Annotated in this window: 9 protein-coding genes; all 9 read right to left on the minus strand. The window is 51.8% G+C overall.

From position 1 onward, the window contains the following. Nucleotides 1-149 precede the first annotated feature (149 nt). The 9 genes from AC3RCL_RS18945 to AC3RCL_RS18985 all read right to left on the minus strand — a co-directional run bounded on the left by AC3RCL_RS18945 (nt 150) and on the right by AC3RCL_RS18985 (nt 14,913). The gene (locus tag AC3RCL_RS18945; protein WP_009591358.1) at nt 150-611 is read right to left on the minus strand and encodes a GNAT family N-acetyltransferase; all 462 of its coding nucleotides are present in this window, start codon (nt 609-611) and stop codon (nt 150-152) included. Nucleotides 612-752: 141 nt separating this feature from the next. After that, complete coding sequence (locus AC3RCL_RS18950) at nt 753-2,618, minus strand: ABC transporter ATP-binding protein (RefSeq protein ID WP_492531352.1); 1,866 nt, start codon at nt 2,616-2,618, stop codon at nt 753-755. Next, nucleotides 2,615-4,393 carry an ABC transporter ATP-binding protein gene (locus AC3RCL_RS18955; protein ID WP_015734598.1) on the minus strand — a complete coding sequence of 593 codons (1,779 nt, stop codon included), beginning with the start codon at nt 4,391-4,393 and terminating at the stop codon, nt 2,615-2,617. Before AC3RCL_RS18955 ends, AC3RCL_RS18950 begins: the two co-directional genes overlap by 4 nt. 542 nt (nt 4,394-4,935) lie before the next feature. Further along, the gene (locus AC3RCL_RS18960; protein WP_492531354.1) at nt 4,936-8,577 is read right to left on the minus strand and encodes a dynamin family protein; all 3,642 of its coding nucleotides are present in this window, start codon (nt 8,575-8,577) and stop codon (nt 4,936-4,938) included. A 204-nt stretch (nt 8,578-8,781) separates the two neighbouring features. Continuing rightward, nucleotides 8,782-9,063, minus strand: coding sequence for a hypothetical protein (locus tag AC3RCL_RS18965; RefSeq protein WP_015734596.1), 282 nt, complete (start codon nt 9,061-9,063; stop codon nt 8,782-8,784). Nucleotides 9,064-9,321: 258 nt separating this feature from the next. After that, on the minus strand, nt 9,322-9,993 hold the full coding sequence (nth, locus tag AC3RCL_RS18970; protein WP_009595169.1) for an endonuclease III: 672 nt from the start codon (nt 9,991-9,993) through the stop codon (nt 9,322-9,324). A gap of 85 nt (nt 9,994-10,078) precedes the next feature. Then, nucleotides 10,079-12,808, minus strand: coding sequence for an S-layer homology domain-containing protein (locus AC3RCL_RS18975; protein WP_492531357.1), 2,730 nt, complete (start codon nt 12,806-12,808; stop codon nt 10,079-10,081). Between the two features lie 78 nt (nt 12,809-12,886). Further along, on the minus strand, nt 12,887-13,489 hold the full coding sequence (locus AC3RCL_RS18980) for a GerMN domain-containing protein (RefSeq protein ID WP_452519512.1): 603 nt from the start codon (nt 13,487-13,489) through the stop codon (nt 12,887-12,889). 38 nt (nt 13,490-13,527) lie between these two features. Beyond that, the gene (locus AC3RCL_RS18985) at nt 13,528-14,913 is read right to left on the minus strand and encodes an N-acetylmuramoyl-L-alanine amidase family protein (RefSeq protein ID WP_096773317.1); all 1,386 of its coding nucleotides are present in this window, start codon (nt 14,911-14,913) and stop codon (nt 13,528-13,530) included. Between the last annotated feature and the right edge of the window lie 181 nt (nt 14,914-15,094).

A 15,094-nucleotide genomic window follows, 5' to 3' on the forward strand; every position in this document is an offset into this window, starting at 1 on the left:
CAGGGCCCCAGAAACCAATACCGGTCCTGATCGAATGACTTCCTTGTATCTGTGATAAGCAGTAAAATCTTCTAAACTTCCATAGAATCTAGGTCATAACAAGAAAAAACCCACCCCGAAAACGGGGTGGGTTAATGAAAAGGCCCAGGCTACAGCTTTTTGCTGAACTGGTAACCAGCCTTTTCAAATCCAATATGTTCATAAAATGCATGTGCGGGAGCAAGTTCTTCCCGGTTGCCGCTTGTGAGAAACAAGAGGTGGCTACCATGCTGTCTTCCCCATGTCTCTGCACCGCGAATCAGTCGTTTGCCAATTCCTTGGCCGCGGTAGCTTGAGGTTACAATAACCGAAGTAATTTGAGTGACCGGTTCGGTCATAGTGAAGGATTTGACTTGACGAAGCATGATCATGCCGACGACGTCTCCATCAACCTCGGCAACCAGGTTGCCGTATAACGGGTTGTCGTTCATGGACTCCATCCGTTCACGCATGACGTTGAGCGTGGTCGGATAATTCAGTTCTCGCATCAAGGATGTGACAGCTTCCAAATCATTCTTCTCAAAGTTTCGAATCAGCAGTGCAGGCGCAGAAATTACGCTTTCGATGCTCATTATACCCTCATGCTTCCCTTCTTCTATGAATTCTGAGTAAACTCTACTTCTATTTTGTAAGTTTATGAAGAAGATTGCAAGTATCAAGCGACATTTTTTTTACATTTGTGTCCGTTTTGTTAAACCTTTGTTAAGCCGTTTTTACAAAAATCGGTATTGTGTTTCAATCAGCCCATGATATGTCCCCTGCTTCTGCATAAGCTGGTCGTGATTTCCTTCTTCGATGATCTTCCCGTGATCCAGCACAACGATATGATCGGCATGGCGGATCGTTGATAAACGGTGCGCCACGATGAAGGAGGTACGTCCCTGAAGCAGCACTTTAAGGGCACTCTGGATTTTTAATTCCGTCTCGGTATCGATACTTGCCGTTGCCTCATCCAGAATCAAAATCCGCGGGTCGGCAAGGAGCGCCCTCGCAAAGGATAGCAGCTGCCGCTGCCCCATGGACAGCATGTTACCGCGTTCCTCGACCTCGGTATCGTAGCCGCCCGGCATCTGGACTATAAACTCATGGGCGCCCACAGCCTTGGCCACGTCTTCAATCTCCTCATTGGTCGCATCCAGACGGCCAAAGCGGATATTATCCCGAATCGTACCCGAGAATATAAAGGTATCCTGCAGCACGATGCCGATCTGATTCCTGAGGCTTTCTACCGTCACCGATTGAATATCGTACCCGTCGATGGTTAACTTACCGTCCGTAATATCATAAAAGCGGCTGAGCAAATTAATGATGGTACTTTTGCCTGATCCGGTATGACCGACCAACGCAATCGACTGGCCTGCCTTCACGTCCAAATTGATGCCTTTTAGAGCCTGGCGTCCTTTTTCGTATTCAAACACCACATTCTCCAGCTTGATGTCCCCTTTAATGGTCGGCAATTTCTTCGCGCCAGGCTGATCATCGATGCTCGGCTTCTCGTCTATGAATTCAAAGATACGTTCGGACGATGCCATCGCGACAAGCAGCTGGTTATACATTTGGCCAAGCCGATTGATCGGCTCCCAGAAGTTCCCGACATATTGGGTAAAGGCAATCAACAGACCGATCGTGAGCTCGCCTTGCTGAATCAATACGGCACCAAGCCAGAACAAGATCAGGGAACCGAACCCCCCGGTAATCTCGATAAGAGGCCCAAACCCTTGGTTCATGGCCGACGCCCTATCCCAGGACTTTTTGCTGTCCAGGTTCATGTTATCAAAAAATTTCATATTTTCTTCTTCTTGCGTATAAGCTTGGGTAACGCGGATTCCCTGAATGGATTCGTTCAAGTGGGAGTTAATCCGCGAGTTCCGGATCCGTACCTCCTGCCATGCACGCCGGATGCGCACACGGAGTTTCGTAGAGATAAAGAACATGATCGGAACGGTAACGATAACAGCTAGACCAAGCTTCCAGTTAATTAATAGCAGGATGACTACGATACCGACAAGCTGCACGCAGTCGATGATCAGATTGACAACCCCGTTCGTAAACAAATCCTGCAGGGAGTTGACATCGTTCGTAACGCGAACCAGCACGGATCCCGCCGGACGCTTGTCAAAGAAATTAAAGGATAGGCGCTGTATATGCTGGAACAAATCTGCTCGAAGGTCATAGATAACCCGCTGACCAATGATATTCGTAAACTTGATCCGGAATATCCCGGCAACCCATTGAATGATATACATCGCCAGAACGGCGATCGTAATCTGATACAGCAGGGTCAGGCTCGGATTTCCTTCCTTCGGGTCAATGGCCTGGTCGATAGCCAAACTCGTCAGGAATGGAATGGCAAGCTTCGTAATCGTGCCGATAATCATCATGAGGCCGATCAACGGGAGAATCTGTTTGGCATATGGTTTCATATACGAGATCAGACGCGTCAGCTGCGTCCAGTTAAACGGCTTCTCGATCGCATCGTCGTCCTTGTATACAAAACGTTCATTGGTTTCTTCCGAAGGCTTCCGCGGCCTCGGAATCTTTTGTTTCTGATGCGGTTCAGTATTTACGTTGGCGTTCATGCTTGCACCTGCCCTGGCGTACCTCCTGCTTGAGCTTGCTTTGCAATCAGGTCCGCATATTGTATTTTGTACACATCCTGGTAAGGTCCCGGCACCGCAATCAAATCGTTATGCTTGCCGCGCTGCACGACTCTACCTTCATCCAGAACGAGAATTTCATCCGCATGACGCAAGGAAGAAATACGGTGAGCGATAATAAAGGTCGTTCTGCCGTTCATGACTTCCTGGAAACCGGATTGGATTTCATGCTCTGTTTCCATGTCCACTGCGCTGGTGGCATCATCCAGGATCAGGATTTTCGGGTCCTTCAGAAGGGCACGGGCAATCGCGATCCGCTGCTTCTGTCCGCCGGAAAGACCCATCCCCCGTTCACCGACAATGGTATCGTAGCCATCCTTCATTTCCATAATGAAATCATGTGCCTTGGCCAGCTTGGCTACCCGAATGATTTCATCCATGCTGACGTCCTTCATCCCGTAAGAAATATTGTTGCGGATGCTGGACGAGAACAGGAAAGTCTCTTGGAAGACCGTTGCAATCTGGCTGCGCAGACTCCGGACCTTAATATCGTTGATGTTCACGCCGTCTAACTTGATGCTGCCCTGATTCACGTTATAGGCATGCATCAAGAGCTGGATAATGGTTGACTTCCCTGAACCTGTTCCCCCCAGCAAACCGATCACGGAGCCGGGACGAGCATCCAGATTGATATCTTTGACAGCAGCCATCTTGTTGCCGTAAGCAAAGGTGACATTGTCGAACACGACATGACCCTTCACCTGGCTTGGCACCAAATCTACCGCACGCTCACGGTCTTCGACATCAATGGGCTGATTCAACAGCTCCAGCACCCGTTCACCCGAAGCCTTCGACTGCGTATAGTTGTTAATGTGGAACCCGATCCCCCAAAGAGGTCCGATTATGTACCAAATTAAGGTGAAGAATGCTGCCAGCTCCCCTACCGTCATGGAACCTTGGATAACCATGGCGCCCCCGACGGCAAGCAAAATGACGACGCTGACATTCGCAAAGAGCTCCATCATCGGGAAATAACGGGCCCACAGGGAAGAGGCGAATATCTGATTGGTTTTGTAACGCTCATTCCGTTCGGAGAATTTCTCCACTTCGTGAGGCTCGCGAGCAAAGGATTTAACGGTACGAACACCCGTAATATTCTCCTGCACCGCGGTAGTCAGCGAGCTGAGCGCCAGGCGCATCTCCTGGAACGCCGGATGGATCTTGGACTCGAATTTCAGAGCTGCGAACACCAGAAATGGCATCGCTACCAAAGTAACCAGCGTCAATTTCCAGCTGATGGTGAACATCATGATGGAACCGAAAGTCACCATCAGTACGAGGTTGAGGAGTTGGGCAAAACCGAAGCCGATAAACATCCGGATTGCTTCCAAATCCCCCGTCAGCCGCGACATCAAATCCCCTGTCCGAGCCGTGTCGTAATAGCGGAACGATAGAAATTGCAACTTTTCATAGCAGGCGTTTCGCAACGAGTAAGCCAGGTAATTCCCCAGCCTCCCTCCAAAGAATCCATGCAAAAACTGCATGAAAGCTTTAAGGATGACCACGCCCAGCACGGTGAGTGCCAGCTGCGGTACGATGCCGTAATTCTCCAGCTTGATTGCATCGTCAATCAGCACTTTTAACAGCTGCGGATAGACAAGACCTAAAGCGGTTGCAATCGCCAGACACAGAATGGAAAGAAAAAGATAACTTCGTTTCTCCCAAAAGAAGCCCTGCAGTTGCCTGAGAACATTCATGTTTATCCTCCTTTGGATTTTTTACGTTCAGGTTATGTAGCATTTATGAAGTTTATCATCGACCCGAACCCACGGCAAAGAGAGAAAAACGTCATAAATGAGCCAAAAGGACCTAAAGGGGGCAAATAGTATAACTTATCATTGTTTCATGATGAAATCATCGGGAATTCTCATCATTACTAGGGGATATAATCACATTGTCAGTCCCTTCAACCGTTAGGCTTTATCCGCTATTTTCGACTTTTTTGAACATGCTTGAAAAAGGGTAATATCCTAAGCTGGTTTCATCCTATTCACGTTCGCTGCAGCGGATAAAAATATGCCATATCGTCCTATGCCGCTTTCATCAGGAGAGCGGTCCATCGATAATAATAGGACGAAAGACGCCCCGCCACGGATGGCATATGGGACGTCTTTCGAAGGTTCAACATGTGGTTGGCGTTCATTCATCCGGTAAAAGGGAACGGACCTTACCAGAAGTTCGCACCATGCTGCTATTCTATTGCAACTCTTGCTTCATGCTAGACGGGAATGTTCCGTCTTTACTGCGCTGACTTTATCATGGCTTCCAAATCATCCGCCAGCTGACGCCACATCAACGGAGACTGGCCGTCCTGCAGCGAACCCAGTATGGCAGCCATGGATTCCTTCAGCTGTTCCTCCAATGCGGATACATGATGCTGCAGTGAACGTTCACTCATTCGAACATAGTGGTCCGTCAGCTGCTCTTCCCGCAGGCCGACCACACCCGCCACGGCTTCCTTCACTTTCGGCTCAGCCGCTTCGCGCAGCTTGGAACTTCCGCCGCCCTCAAAGAAATGCTTGGGATTCTTAAAGGTCGACCAGAAGGTTAACCAATCCCCTTGGATTTGCAGCTCCGTTTCGTCCAGCTCCGGCGGTGCCCAGTCCGGATCCCGGCGTATGGCCAGTGACAGGCCCTCGGCCATGCCGTTGATATCGGCTGCGGCCTTAAATGCCGCGGCTTCGGTTAATTTGCGGCCGGCCGTCTCCAAACGAAGCGTGGTGGCCCATAGTTCCTGATCCAGCTCTACGGACATCGTTCGCATCAAATCACGTCCGCAAGCCGCAAATGCCGATTTCAAATGCCCTGCATCCTCCCGAAGCACGGAAGGATTAAACGACTCCTGGAAGAAACGGTTCATGGCATAATCCAGCCGCTGCCGCACGTGAAACAGCAGCTCGCTGCTTTCTTGACCGATGTCGCGTGCCATTTCCTGCTCCGCCAAAGCGTTAAGGCGGGCCATGGCTTGGTTTTGCACCTCTTCCAGCTCCCCGATTTTCCGCTTGCGCGTGGTCTCATCCTGAGCGGCCATTTCTGCCCACCCCCGGATACGGTCCCTCACAGAAGCGATCTCATCATAACCGGCACGCTGGGACAGCCTTGGCAGCTCTTCCACCGCAAATCGGCCCAGTGCTTCTTCGAAAACAGGGAATCCCGATGCCTGCAATTTCTCCTCGTCCCCTTGCCGCTTATTGTCCAGCGCAGCCAGACTGGAGACGGGGAAGATATGCGGGCTGCCTACGCCGCTGGCTGTAAGATTGGTGCGCACATGCTTTACCACCTCATTCAGCTCGTCTTCGGACTGAGCTAGATCAGCCGCATTGACGATAAAGAACATTTTATCCAAGGCAAAGCTGTCTTTGACCCGGCCCAGCTGGGACAGGAATTGCCGGTCCGCTTTGGAGAACGCATGGTTGTAATACGTTACGTAAACAATCGCATCCGCATTCTTAATATAGTTGAAGGTGACGCCGGTGTGCCGGGCATGCAGGGAATCCGCTCCCGGCGTATCCACCAGCACGATCCCTTGCTCCGTCATCGGACAGCTGTAATACAGATCGATCCCGTCGACAAAGCAGGATTTGGTTTCGTCCGCCACGTATCCCCGATATTCGGCCAATTCTACCGTTTCCGTGGTGCCGAGCCTGGACTCCATCTCATCCCAGCCGGAGGCGGCGGCCTTTAGGAACCCGTAATGCGGCAGGCCTGCCGGGTGAATTCCGGCCGGATTCAAACCTTCAGCCACGCTCCGCCAATTGGCCGGATTCGGTTCTTGGAGACCCAGCACGCCGAAGGAATACTTCAAATCGTCCCACCACATATCGCGGCTCTTCATACGCACGTCTGCGGTACCATGTGATCTTCCTTCGGCCGGTGCCAATATGCGGTTCACCGCCGCCGTTGTCGGATGCGGCGATACCGGCAGGACCGACTCGCCAAGCAGTGCATTGGCGAAGGAGGACTTTCCGGCGCTGAACGCTCCGAACAGCGCCAGGGTGAACGAGCCGCCCGCAAGCGCATCCGCGCGGGCGGTCAGATCCCGCGCGGCCGACGCCAGCGCGGGGTGCGGCGCCAGCAGCGCCGCCGCTGCGCGCAGCTCGGCTGCCGCGGCCTCAAGCCGCTGGCGCCGCTGCGGTGCCGCCTGCGCAGCGGCGGCCCGGGGCGCCGTGCGCCCTTGCCCCGGCTGCGCCGCCGGGGCGCCGCCCTGGGCAGCCGCATGCGCGGGCTGCCCCTCCGGCTCCCTCACCTCCGGCAGGAGGCCGGGGGTGAGGGAGGTGCGCGGCGGGAGCAGCTCGGCCAGCTCGGCCGCGCGGGCGGCTTCCGCCTGCTGCAGGGCTGCGTAGCTGGCGGAAGCCGCGGATTGCGCCAGGAGCTCGGCGCCCTGGCGCTCCAGCTCCTGCAGACGGACGGCCGCAGCGTCCGTCAATGCCGCCTTCAGCCGGTCGGCAAGCACCAACACGGCCATGCGGTAGCTGCCCTTGATTTCCTCGGCCAGCTCCCGGTTATAGTTCAATACATATTCGCCCGACACCGTGGCTTCCGGATTCACGGTTCGCGTAATCATATCCTCCCGCACGCCCGGAAGTTCGGCGTCCATCAAACGTTCCCATTCGGCATTCCATTCCGCATGCTGCTCGACGCTATTGCGGAACAGCGAACGCAGATGCCAGTCGACCTGCGAAGAGGTCTGTTCCTCCAAACGATGATGGAAGGCCTCCAGACGGCGACGGCGCTCTTCCTCCGTCTTGCCGCCCGAGAAGAGGAACCCGACCTTAAAGCCGGATTTCCGGCTCTCCAGGAAAGACAGGCTTAAATCCCGAACATCCGCCGGCGTTAGATTGGCATTGGCCAGCAGCTTATCGGCTTCCTTGCGGAGTTCTGCGCGAACCGATTCCGGCAGCCCCGCTACGGTTCTTTTTTGTTCTTCCAGCTCCTGCAAGCGCGCTTGCAGCGCCGCTGCGGCCTCCTCGCCGCCCATTTCCTCCAGCAGCCGTTCCTTCTCCTCCTGATGACTGCGGGTATAGGCTTCCACATGCTGATCCGCAGCATGACGAACGGAGCAGGAAACGCTATGGCGCAGCAGCGGCTCCTTCCGGGATATCAGTTCGCCGATCAAAGACTTCAGCGTCTCCCATTGGTTATAGGGATGGTCCTGCACTTTAAGCGAGGTGCATAACAACCCTTTGTACGTGATCTTCCACTGGGCGAACGCCTTCTTGACGTCGTTCAGGTAAGAGGACAGCGTCAGCTCGTCATCACGATGCTTGTCGATCTGATTCACGATCAAATATAGCGGCTTCCCCCAATCCGACAGGCTCTTGGCAAACATCAGATTACTCTCCGACTGCACATGATTGTAATCCATGACGTAAAACACGATATCCGCCATATGCAAAGCGGAATGGGTCGCTAGCCGATGCCCGTCGTCGGTCGAGTCGACGCCGGGGGTATCCATCAATACTCCGTCCGCGCCAAGCAGCGGCACGTCATCCCACACTTCAATCGCGGAATACTCCCGGCCCTCCTTGCAGTATTCCGCAAGTTCGTCGATCGTTACCTTGATAGGCTCCCCATGGTCCGCGACAGTCCGGTGAATCAATGCCTGGGGCTCGCCGCTTCGAATCGTGACCACATTGGCACTCGTCGGCACCGGACCCGAGGGCAGCACCTTTTTGCCGCAAAGCGCATTGATCATGCTTGACTTCCCAGCTGAAAAATGACCGCAGAAGGCAAGCGTGAGCTCGCCGCCAGTACCCTTGCGTATCAAATCCTCGGTCAATGCGGAGGAAGACTCGTCATTCCAGTCCAAAAAACGGTCCCGGACTCTATTTAGTTCCGTCATGCTGTATCCGATTTCATCAGTCATCAACTTCAATGTCATTTCTCGCTCCTGTCCATTGATCTCTCCATCTCTGACACCATCTGTTCACATCATTTTATTTTATCACCGCTTGCGCCGTAAAGGAATCATTTCATGATCCGCCGTTTGTCCCGCTCTATGCAAAATGGCAGGCCAAGGAAGAATCGCTTCCTTGCCTGCCATGGGTTCAACATCTCATTTTTTAAAACATCAAATTTGAAGAACTTAAGATACGACGGTGTTCTCTTCTGCCGGAATCAAAATTTCGAACACGTTTCCGTGCTGCAAAATGGTTAAACCGCGAGACTTATCGCGCATCACGACCACTTCCGGCTTCTGAGACATACGCTCCAAATAATGCTCGGGAGCATCCCCGGAGTGGCTGAACGTCACGCCTTCCACTTCCTGCTCTTCATTCTCGCTCAGTTGGTTCTGGCTCTCCACCACATGTTCAAAAATATCCGAGAACAATTCAAAATTGTCGGTGTAAACAGAGATGCATTTCATGTGTAATCCCATCCTCTTTTAAATTTAGCTCCTGCTGATCCGGGGTGCATTCCTTTTTCACCTTGCGAATATCCGGCATTTCTATTCGGCACAGTTGTTTCCAGATTTCCATTCGCCCATGCGGCCGAAATAGAAATCCGGAGACAAAGGCAAGCGCGCTGGCTTGCTTGCAATGATGCCCATTCGCCGGCTGTCAAAGTTCGGTGTTCCCCCGAATCAGATGAACTGTTTCTTTTTTTTGTCTGTTTCTAGCTGGTGTTACGGTTGTTCCTTATTCTTCCTGACTGCTAAGGTTTTCATACGTTTCTTTCCTTCGCGGCAAACATCCAGCAGCGGGCATACCGGGCATTGCGGATTTTGAGCTTTACAGTGGTACCTTCCGAAAAAAATGATCCGATGATGCGTCATCGTCCATTCTTCACGCGGCACCCGCTTCATCAGCTTTTTCTCCACTTCCAGCACGGAATCTTTCCAAGCAGCCAGTCCAAGCCGTTTGGATACCCGCTCCACATGCGTATCCACCGCAATGGCAGGCACGCCAAAGGCGTTGGATACGACGACATTGGCCGTCTTGCGTCCAACCCCGGGCAATTTGACCAGCTCGTCATGAGCCTCCGGTACTTCCCCGCCATACTGTTCGATCAGAATCCTGCACAAGTTCTGAATATGTTTGGCCTTGTTCCGGTATAACCCGATCCGTCTGATATCCTGCTCAAGCTCCTCGATCGGTACCGATACGTAATCCAAAGGCGTTTTGTATTTCTGAAACAGATCCTTTGTTACTTTATTTACCGTTTCATCCGTGCACTGGGCGGACAGCAGCACGGCGATGGTCAGCTCAAACGCATTGCTGTGATTCAGTTCGCAATGTGCATCCGGAAACATGCTCTCCATCGTGTCCAAAATATGCCGCACCGTTGCCGCATTCATATGATTTCCCTCCCGCAAAAAAAAATCTTGATGCGGAAATCCCCGCATCAAGACGGTGTTTCTCGAGCAATCCCAGGTCGATAATTTACTGTTTTACGATCTCAACAACGACACCGTTGTTTAAGTACAGTACAATATTATCATTTTCCTTAAGGGATTGCACGGACAAAGTCGTGTCACCTTGATGAACAAATACTTTATCGGATAACGTAAATCGGTAATTATCGTTAATCGATTTGCGTTTCACTTGAATTTCGGTGTTGTTCGCCTGCCAGAACGCACGCTCGATTTTCTCCAGGACTTGGATGATCGTTACGCCTTGAATGTCTTTTCGAATCTCTACGCGATCTCCCTGCGTCAACGTGCTTAAGTTTGAAGCCGTCGAACCATTCTTGACGACCTTGACGCCGCCGCTTACGCCTAGGGTCTGGCTGTTGCCCGAATGATCCTTCACGGTCAATACATTGCCCGAAGCATCCAAGCTGGTGACTTCGCCAAGCGTTAATTTGACTTCGGCAACCGAAACAGCCGTTAAGCCTTGAAGCGTAATATTAACGAGAGTTCCGGGACGCAGGTCTGCAAGCAGGATCGCTTGTCCGCTATCGCCGGTCAATGTTGCTTTGTCCGTGTAAATATCGCTTGTAGCGCCATTCGCTTTCACTCGAATGCGGTTTTTTGCCGGTTCGGTGAATACGACCTCGAACTGCGCGGATGTCTTGAGTTTCAGGCTCTGCAAGTAATCCTGGTTGGTCGACAGCTGCGCCGAAACCTCGTCGCCGACACGCACATCCGCCAGGGAAGCGTTCGATTTGCCGAAGATTTCTACAAGCAGCGTGCTGTTGTATGGAATTTCCTCCACTTTTCCGTTGGCGGCCACAATCGATATCACTTTCTTGGCTGTGTTAATACTGCTGATTTTACCTTCAACTTTATAAACCACTTCCAGTGAAAGCGCACGGGTGCCAATGAGCGATACGCTGACCTTGCGTCCTGCTCCGAGCAGCGGCTCCACTTTATCCAGCGTTGTTCCGTTGCTCGATTCCAGCTTCGTCTTATCGTCCAGGATGATGACGCGAGGCTGATTGTTAGCATCCTTGACGGTCAGCCAGTGCGTCTTCGCATCGTAATTGACGATGGTGACGGCATCCAGCTGTTCCATTTGACGGCCCGTTACTTCGATCTTCGTGATTTTTTCCTCGCCATTGATGGTCAGCGTCACTTGATCGCCGGATACGGCGTCAGCGAGCAAATCGGACAAAACGGGCTTCGCCACGCCACTCATAATAATTTCCGGCTTCTCTGCCAGAAACTTCGTTTCGAGCTGCGTGCTTCCGCTGCGCTTATACGTGATGGTTTTTCCGTTCTCTTCAACAGAATACAGCATCGCCTGTATCGTGCGGTCGACGCTTTGCGTGACCTCCACCGATTGAAGAATGCTGTTTTTTACCGTGAAATTCACGGCATAACCATTCTTCAGCTCCGCCGGTGACAGAATTTGATTCTGATAGCGAATGACGGTAGCATCGGCCCACGTGTACGTGTCCTCATAACCGGTGCTGTCCTTAAGGGTTACTCTTTTGTTCGCCGTGTCCACGTTTTGGACGACGCCCGCTCCCGTCTTGTTCACCAAGCCGCTCTTCACGCGAATCGACACGATTTTTTTCTGCGGGCTGTAGGTTTCGCGCTCAATGGTAAGTAAGCTGCCTGCAGCAAGCGTCTTCGGATCGATTTGGATACCGTTCTGGTCCAGGAAAACCGTGCTTGGCTCGTAACTCAGCTCTTCAAATGTACTGCCTGTATCAAGCCAAATCACGTTGTTCGGAGACAAACGGGCATAGGTGCGGTCAAACCGCTCCACCTGCTGGGTTGAATCCGTAATTTCCACGTAAGCAGCGGTTCCGTTATTCGCGACGACCACCGCTTGCGTGTATGGATTGATGTCTGAAAACTGCAATCTTTTCTCCGAATCGGACGCAAAATAAGCCGTGGAAGAATCCAGCTTGAATGAGTTCAGCTTGCCGTCGGCATACAGCTCCAGCTTGCCGTTCTCGATCGAAGCGATGGAGCCTTTGTACTGATTCTCGTAATTCGTGGTAATGTACGCTTGAGCCCGGCTGAAGAACGTTGCAAGCTGGGCACGGGTAACCGCCCCTTGCGGATCGAATTTGTTTCCGTTCACGCCTTTGGCAAGGCCCAGCTCAACCGCCACATTAACGTATCCCAAACGATCCGGGGATATCTTGGCGTTGTCCGCAAAGCCTGTCGCTTTATTTTTGGCGGCATTGGCCTCCGCGGTACGTCCAATGGAACGGACAAGCACTTCGGTTATCCATTCCCGGGATGCTTTCTGCGCGCCCCAGATGACTTTCTCGTCCGTGTATCCGGATTCTTTTTGCTTGTCGAGCAGGTTTTGCTGAAAAGCCAGTTCAACATACTTCGTAAAATAATCGTTCACTTTAACATTTGTCGGTAATGTCGCAGCGCCGCTGCTTAATTGATCCTGCATGCTTAAGAACCGGATCGCCATCGTCACAGCTTCCTGCTGCGTTACAGGATCGTTCGGACGAAACTTTCCGTTATTCCCGGTCACGATCCCCTGTGCTGCTAATTGATAAATGTACTTTTCTCCCCAATAACCGGCATTCACGTCGCTGAATACGTTAATGGCCGTTTGGGGTGCATTTGCCGTTGTCGCATTTGCTGCTTCTTCATCTGCCGAGACGATCGAAGCTCCGCCTCCGAATGCTATAAGTCCGGCCATGACGGCGGAGACCACTTTTTTGGAATGAACATGTTTGCTGTGTCTAAGTACCATTTTCTTTCCCCTCTCAATTACTACTGCTTCATCATATACTAATATTCGACAGCAGATCGTGATCTCCTTCAACCATCATTACCGAGTCATTGGATTTTCTAAATCGACATGCCCCATCAACGATTCGGTCTGCTGACCATCGACCAGAATTTGAAGTGATTTTACTTCGTCAAACTGGAAGAACGTTTTCTTGATGGCATCGACGGCAAACGACTCGCCGCCTGCACCCAAGTTGGCTTCGTCAGGGACCGTCACGTCGAGCGTCAGAGCGCCGTTCTCGAATTTCAACGAATTCAGCTCGATTTTCTCCCATAGGGGAACCATGTCGGCCTTATCGCTCTTTCGCAATGCTTGATATGCGGCTTCGTATTTTTCCTGATCTTCCTTATACGAGATCTCTGCCGAGCCTTCAACCAGCTCCATCAAATCCGGGTCCGTATAGTAAGCTTTAATGCTCTCCGTTTTGGATTCCGGCGCTGTCGCTTCATTGCCGCCGTTCCCTGTTGACGTGCCCCCCGAACCGTTCGATGTTCCCCCATTGCTCTGTCCTGTCTGATCATCAGGTGCAGGTGTCACTTGCTCCGGCGTATCGTCCGGTGCTGCTCCGGGTTTCTGTCCGCAACCGGCACCAATCAGCATAACGGCTGCCAAAAGTCCGACTGCCCAAATTTTTCTATTCAAAATAGCCACCTCCTGCAATCACGATCACTGTCGTATCGTTAATCAACCTTCAAATAATTTTTGATGCCTCTGACAATTGCCTCGGCTACCCGATCCTGCGTTGCCGGATCAAACAGCTTGCTCTCATCGGTCTTGTTGCTCAGGAACCCGACTTCCAGCAGGGCGCCAGGCATCTTGGTCTCGCGAATAACATGGAAGTTGCCGTATCTCACTCCGCGGTCTTTTAAACCCATGGCCTTCACGATTTCTTTATGAAGGGCATTCGCCAGCGCTTTGTCAGATTCATTGTAATAATACGTTTCGGTTCCGCTTGCAGTGGATGGGCCGCTATTAGCATGTATCGATATGAAAACATCAGCCTTCAGATCATTCGCAATCTTCGCGCGATCCTTCAGCTCGAGGAAAGTATCGTTACTGCGAGTCAAAACGACTTCGATATTCTTTTCTTTGGCCAACAACTTCTCAACTTTCAGCGCCATCGCGAGGTTGAAATCCTTCTCCCTCTTCTTCGTTACCCCGATCGCTCCCGGATCATGATCTCCATGTCCCGCATCAATGACCACGAGTTTCTTTCCGCCCGTACCGGGTTCCGGCGCAGGGTTAGAGGTCGTGTTGAGATCCACAATGAACAGGCCCGATCCGTTCTCAAGGCCTGATACGGTGTAGTTCTTGGCATAGTTCAGATCAATGACGATCCGCACGGTCATCGGGTTGCTGTTATACAGGGAGTAACGGACGGCTTTGACGTCCGGGTAACCCGACACCGTCATCTGGCCGCTCTTCGTCACGTCATCGAAATCGGCGTTGCTGCTGAACGTCTCGGAGAAATTCGTGTTCGCCATATCAATGACGATGCGGTCCGGACTGCTGAGCTTCGATACCTTTGGCTTCGCATTGCCCGTAACGGCGACCATCAGCCTGTTTTCGCTGAAGCTGAGGCCGTCCACGGTCGACGTAGCGACGCCGGGTTCTTCGCCAGGGTTACTGCCATCGTAAGACGAGGTAAGATAGACTGCTTTCTGCGTGTTATCCCATCTTACTTGAAGGCCCATTTGCTCACTTACAAAGCGAATCGGAACGAGGGTCGTTCCGCCTCGAAGAACAGGCGCCTTCGTCATTAGAACACGCTGGCCGTTTATGTCGGCATACTGACTTCCAATCACCATCGTCACTTTTTGCCAGGCGTCTTCAACCGTTACCGTCTTCGCTGCCTTGTTCCAATTCACGTTAAAACCGAGATTTTCGGAAATGACGCGGATCGGGACCATGACGGTACCGTTGTTGTTCTCCACCTTCACGCCAGATGACAGATTGATTTGTTGACCATCCAGGTAAATCCTTGCGCTGTACGAACTCGCATCCGCCATTTTAGGAAACGCAATCATGATGACAACGAGAAACATTAAAAAACCGAACTTCTTCATCCTTCACCCCTACCATCCTATTATTTTGCCATAGATTGGCGTTTCTGCACTCGGCCTGTCCGACATTACCTGACAACCTATAGACGCTTAGACTCACTGAAAGTTGCGAAATTGTTCCCTATTTACCAAAAAAACACCTATTTCGACAAGCGAAATAGGTGTTTAGTCCTTCATATGAAAT

This window comes from Paenibacillus sp. MT86 (assembly GCF_058792535.1).

What these genes read in the sequence shown, in the direction of transcription:
- AC3RCL_RS18945 (WP_009591358.1), bottom strand. Translation starts at nt 611, where the DNA reads ATGAGCATCGAAAGCGTAATTTCTGCGCCTGCACTGCTGATTCGAAAC.
- AC3RCL_RS18950 (WP_492531352.1), bottom strand. Translation starts at nt 2,618, where the DNA reads ATGAACGCCAACGTAAATACTGAACCGCATCAGAAACAAAAGATTCCG.
- AC3RCL_RS18955 (WP_015734598.1), bottom strand. Translation starts at nt 4,393, where the DNA reads ATGAATGTTCTCAGGCAACTGCAGGGCTTCTTTTGGGAGAAACGAAGT.
- AC3RCL_RS18960 (WP_492531354.1), bottom strand. Translation starts at nt 8,577, where the DNA reads ATGACATTGAAGTTGATGACTGATGAAATCGGATACAGCATGACGGAA.
- AC3RCL_RS18965 (WP_015734596.1), bottom strand. Translation starts at nt 9,063, where the DNA reads ATGAAATGCATCTCTGTTTACACCGACAATTTTGAATTGTTCTCGGAT.
- nth (WP_009595169.1), bottom strand. Translation starts at nt 9,993, where the DNA reads ATGAATGCGGCAACGGTGCGGCATATTTTGGACACGATGGAGAGCATG.
- AC3RCL_RS18975 (WP_492531357.1), bottom strand. Translation starts at nt 12,808, where the DNA reads ATGGTACTTAGACACAGCAAACATGTTCATTCCAAAAAAGTGGTCTCC.
- AC3RCL_RS18985 (WP_096773317.1), bottom strand. Translation starts at nt 14,913, where the DNA reads ATGAAGAAGTTCGGTTTTTTAATGTTTCTCGTTGTCATCATGATTGCG.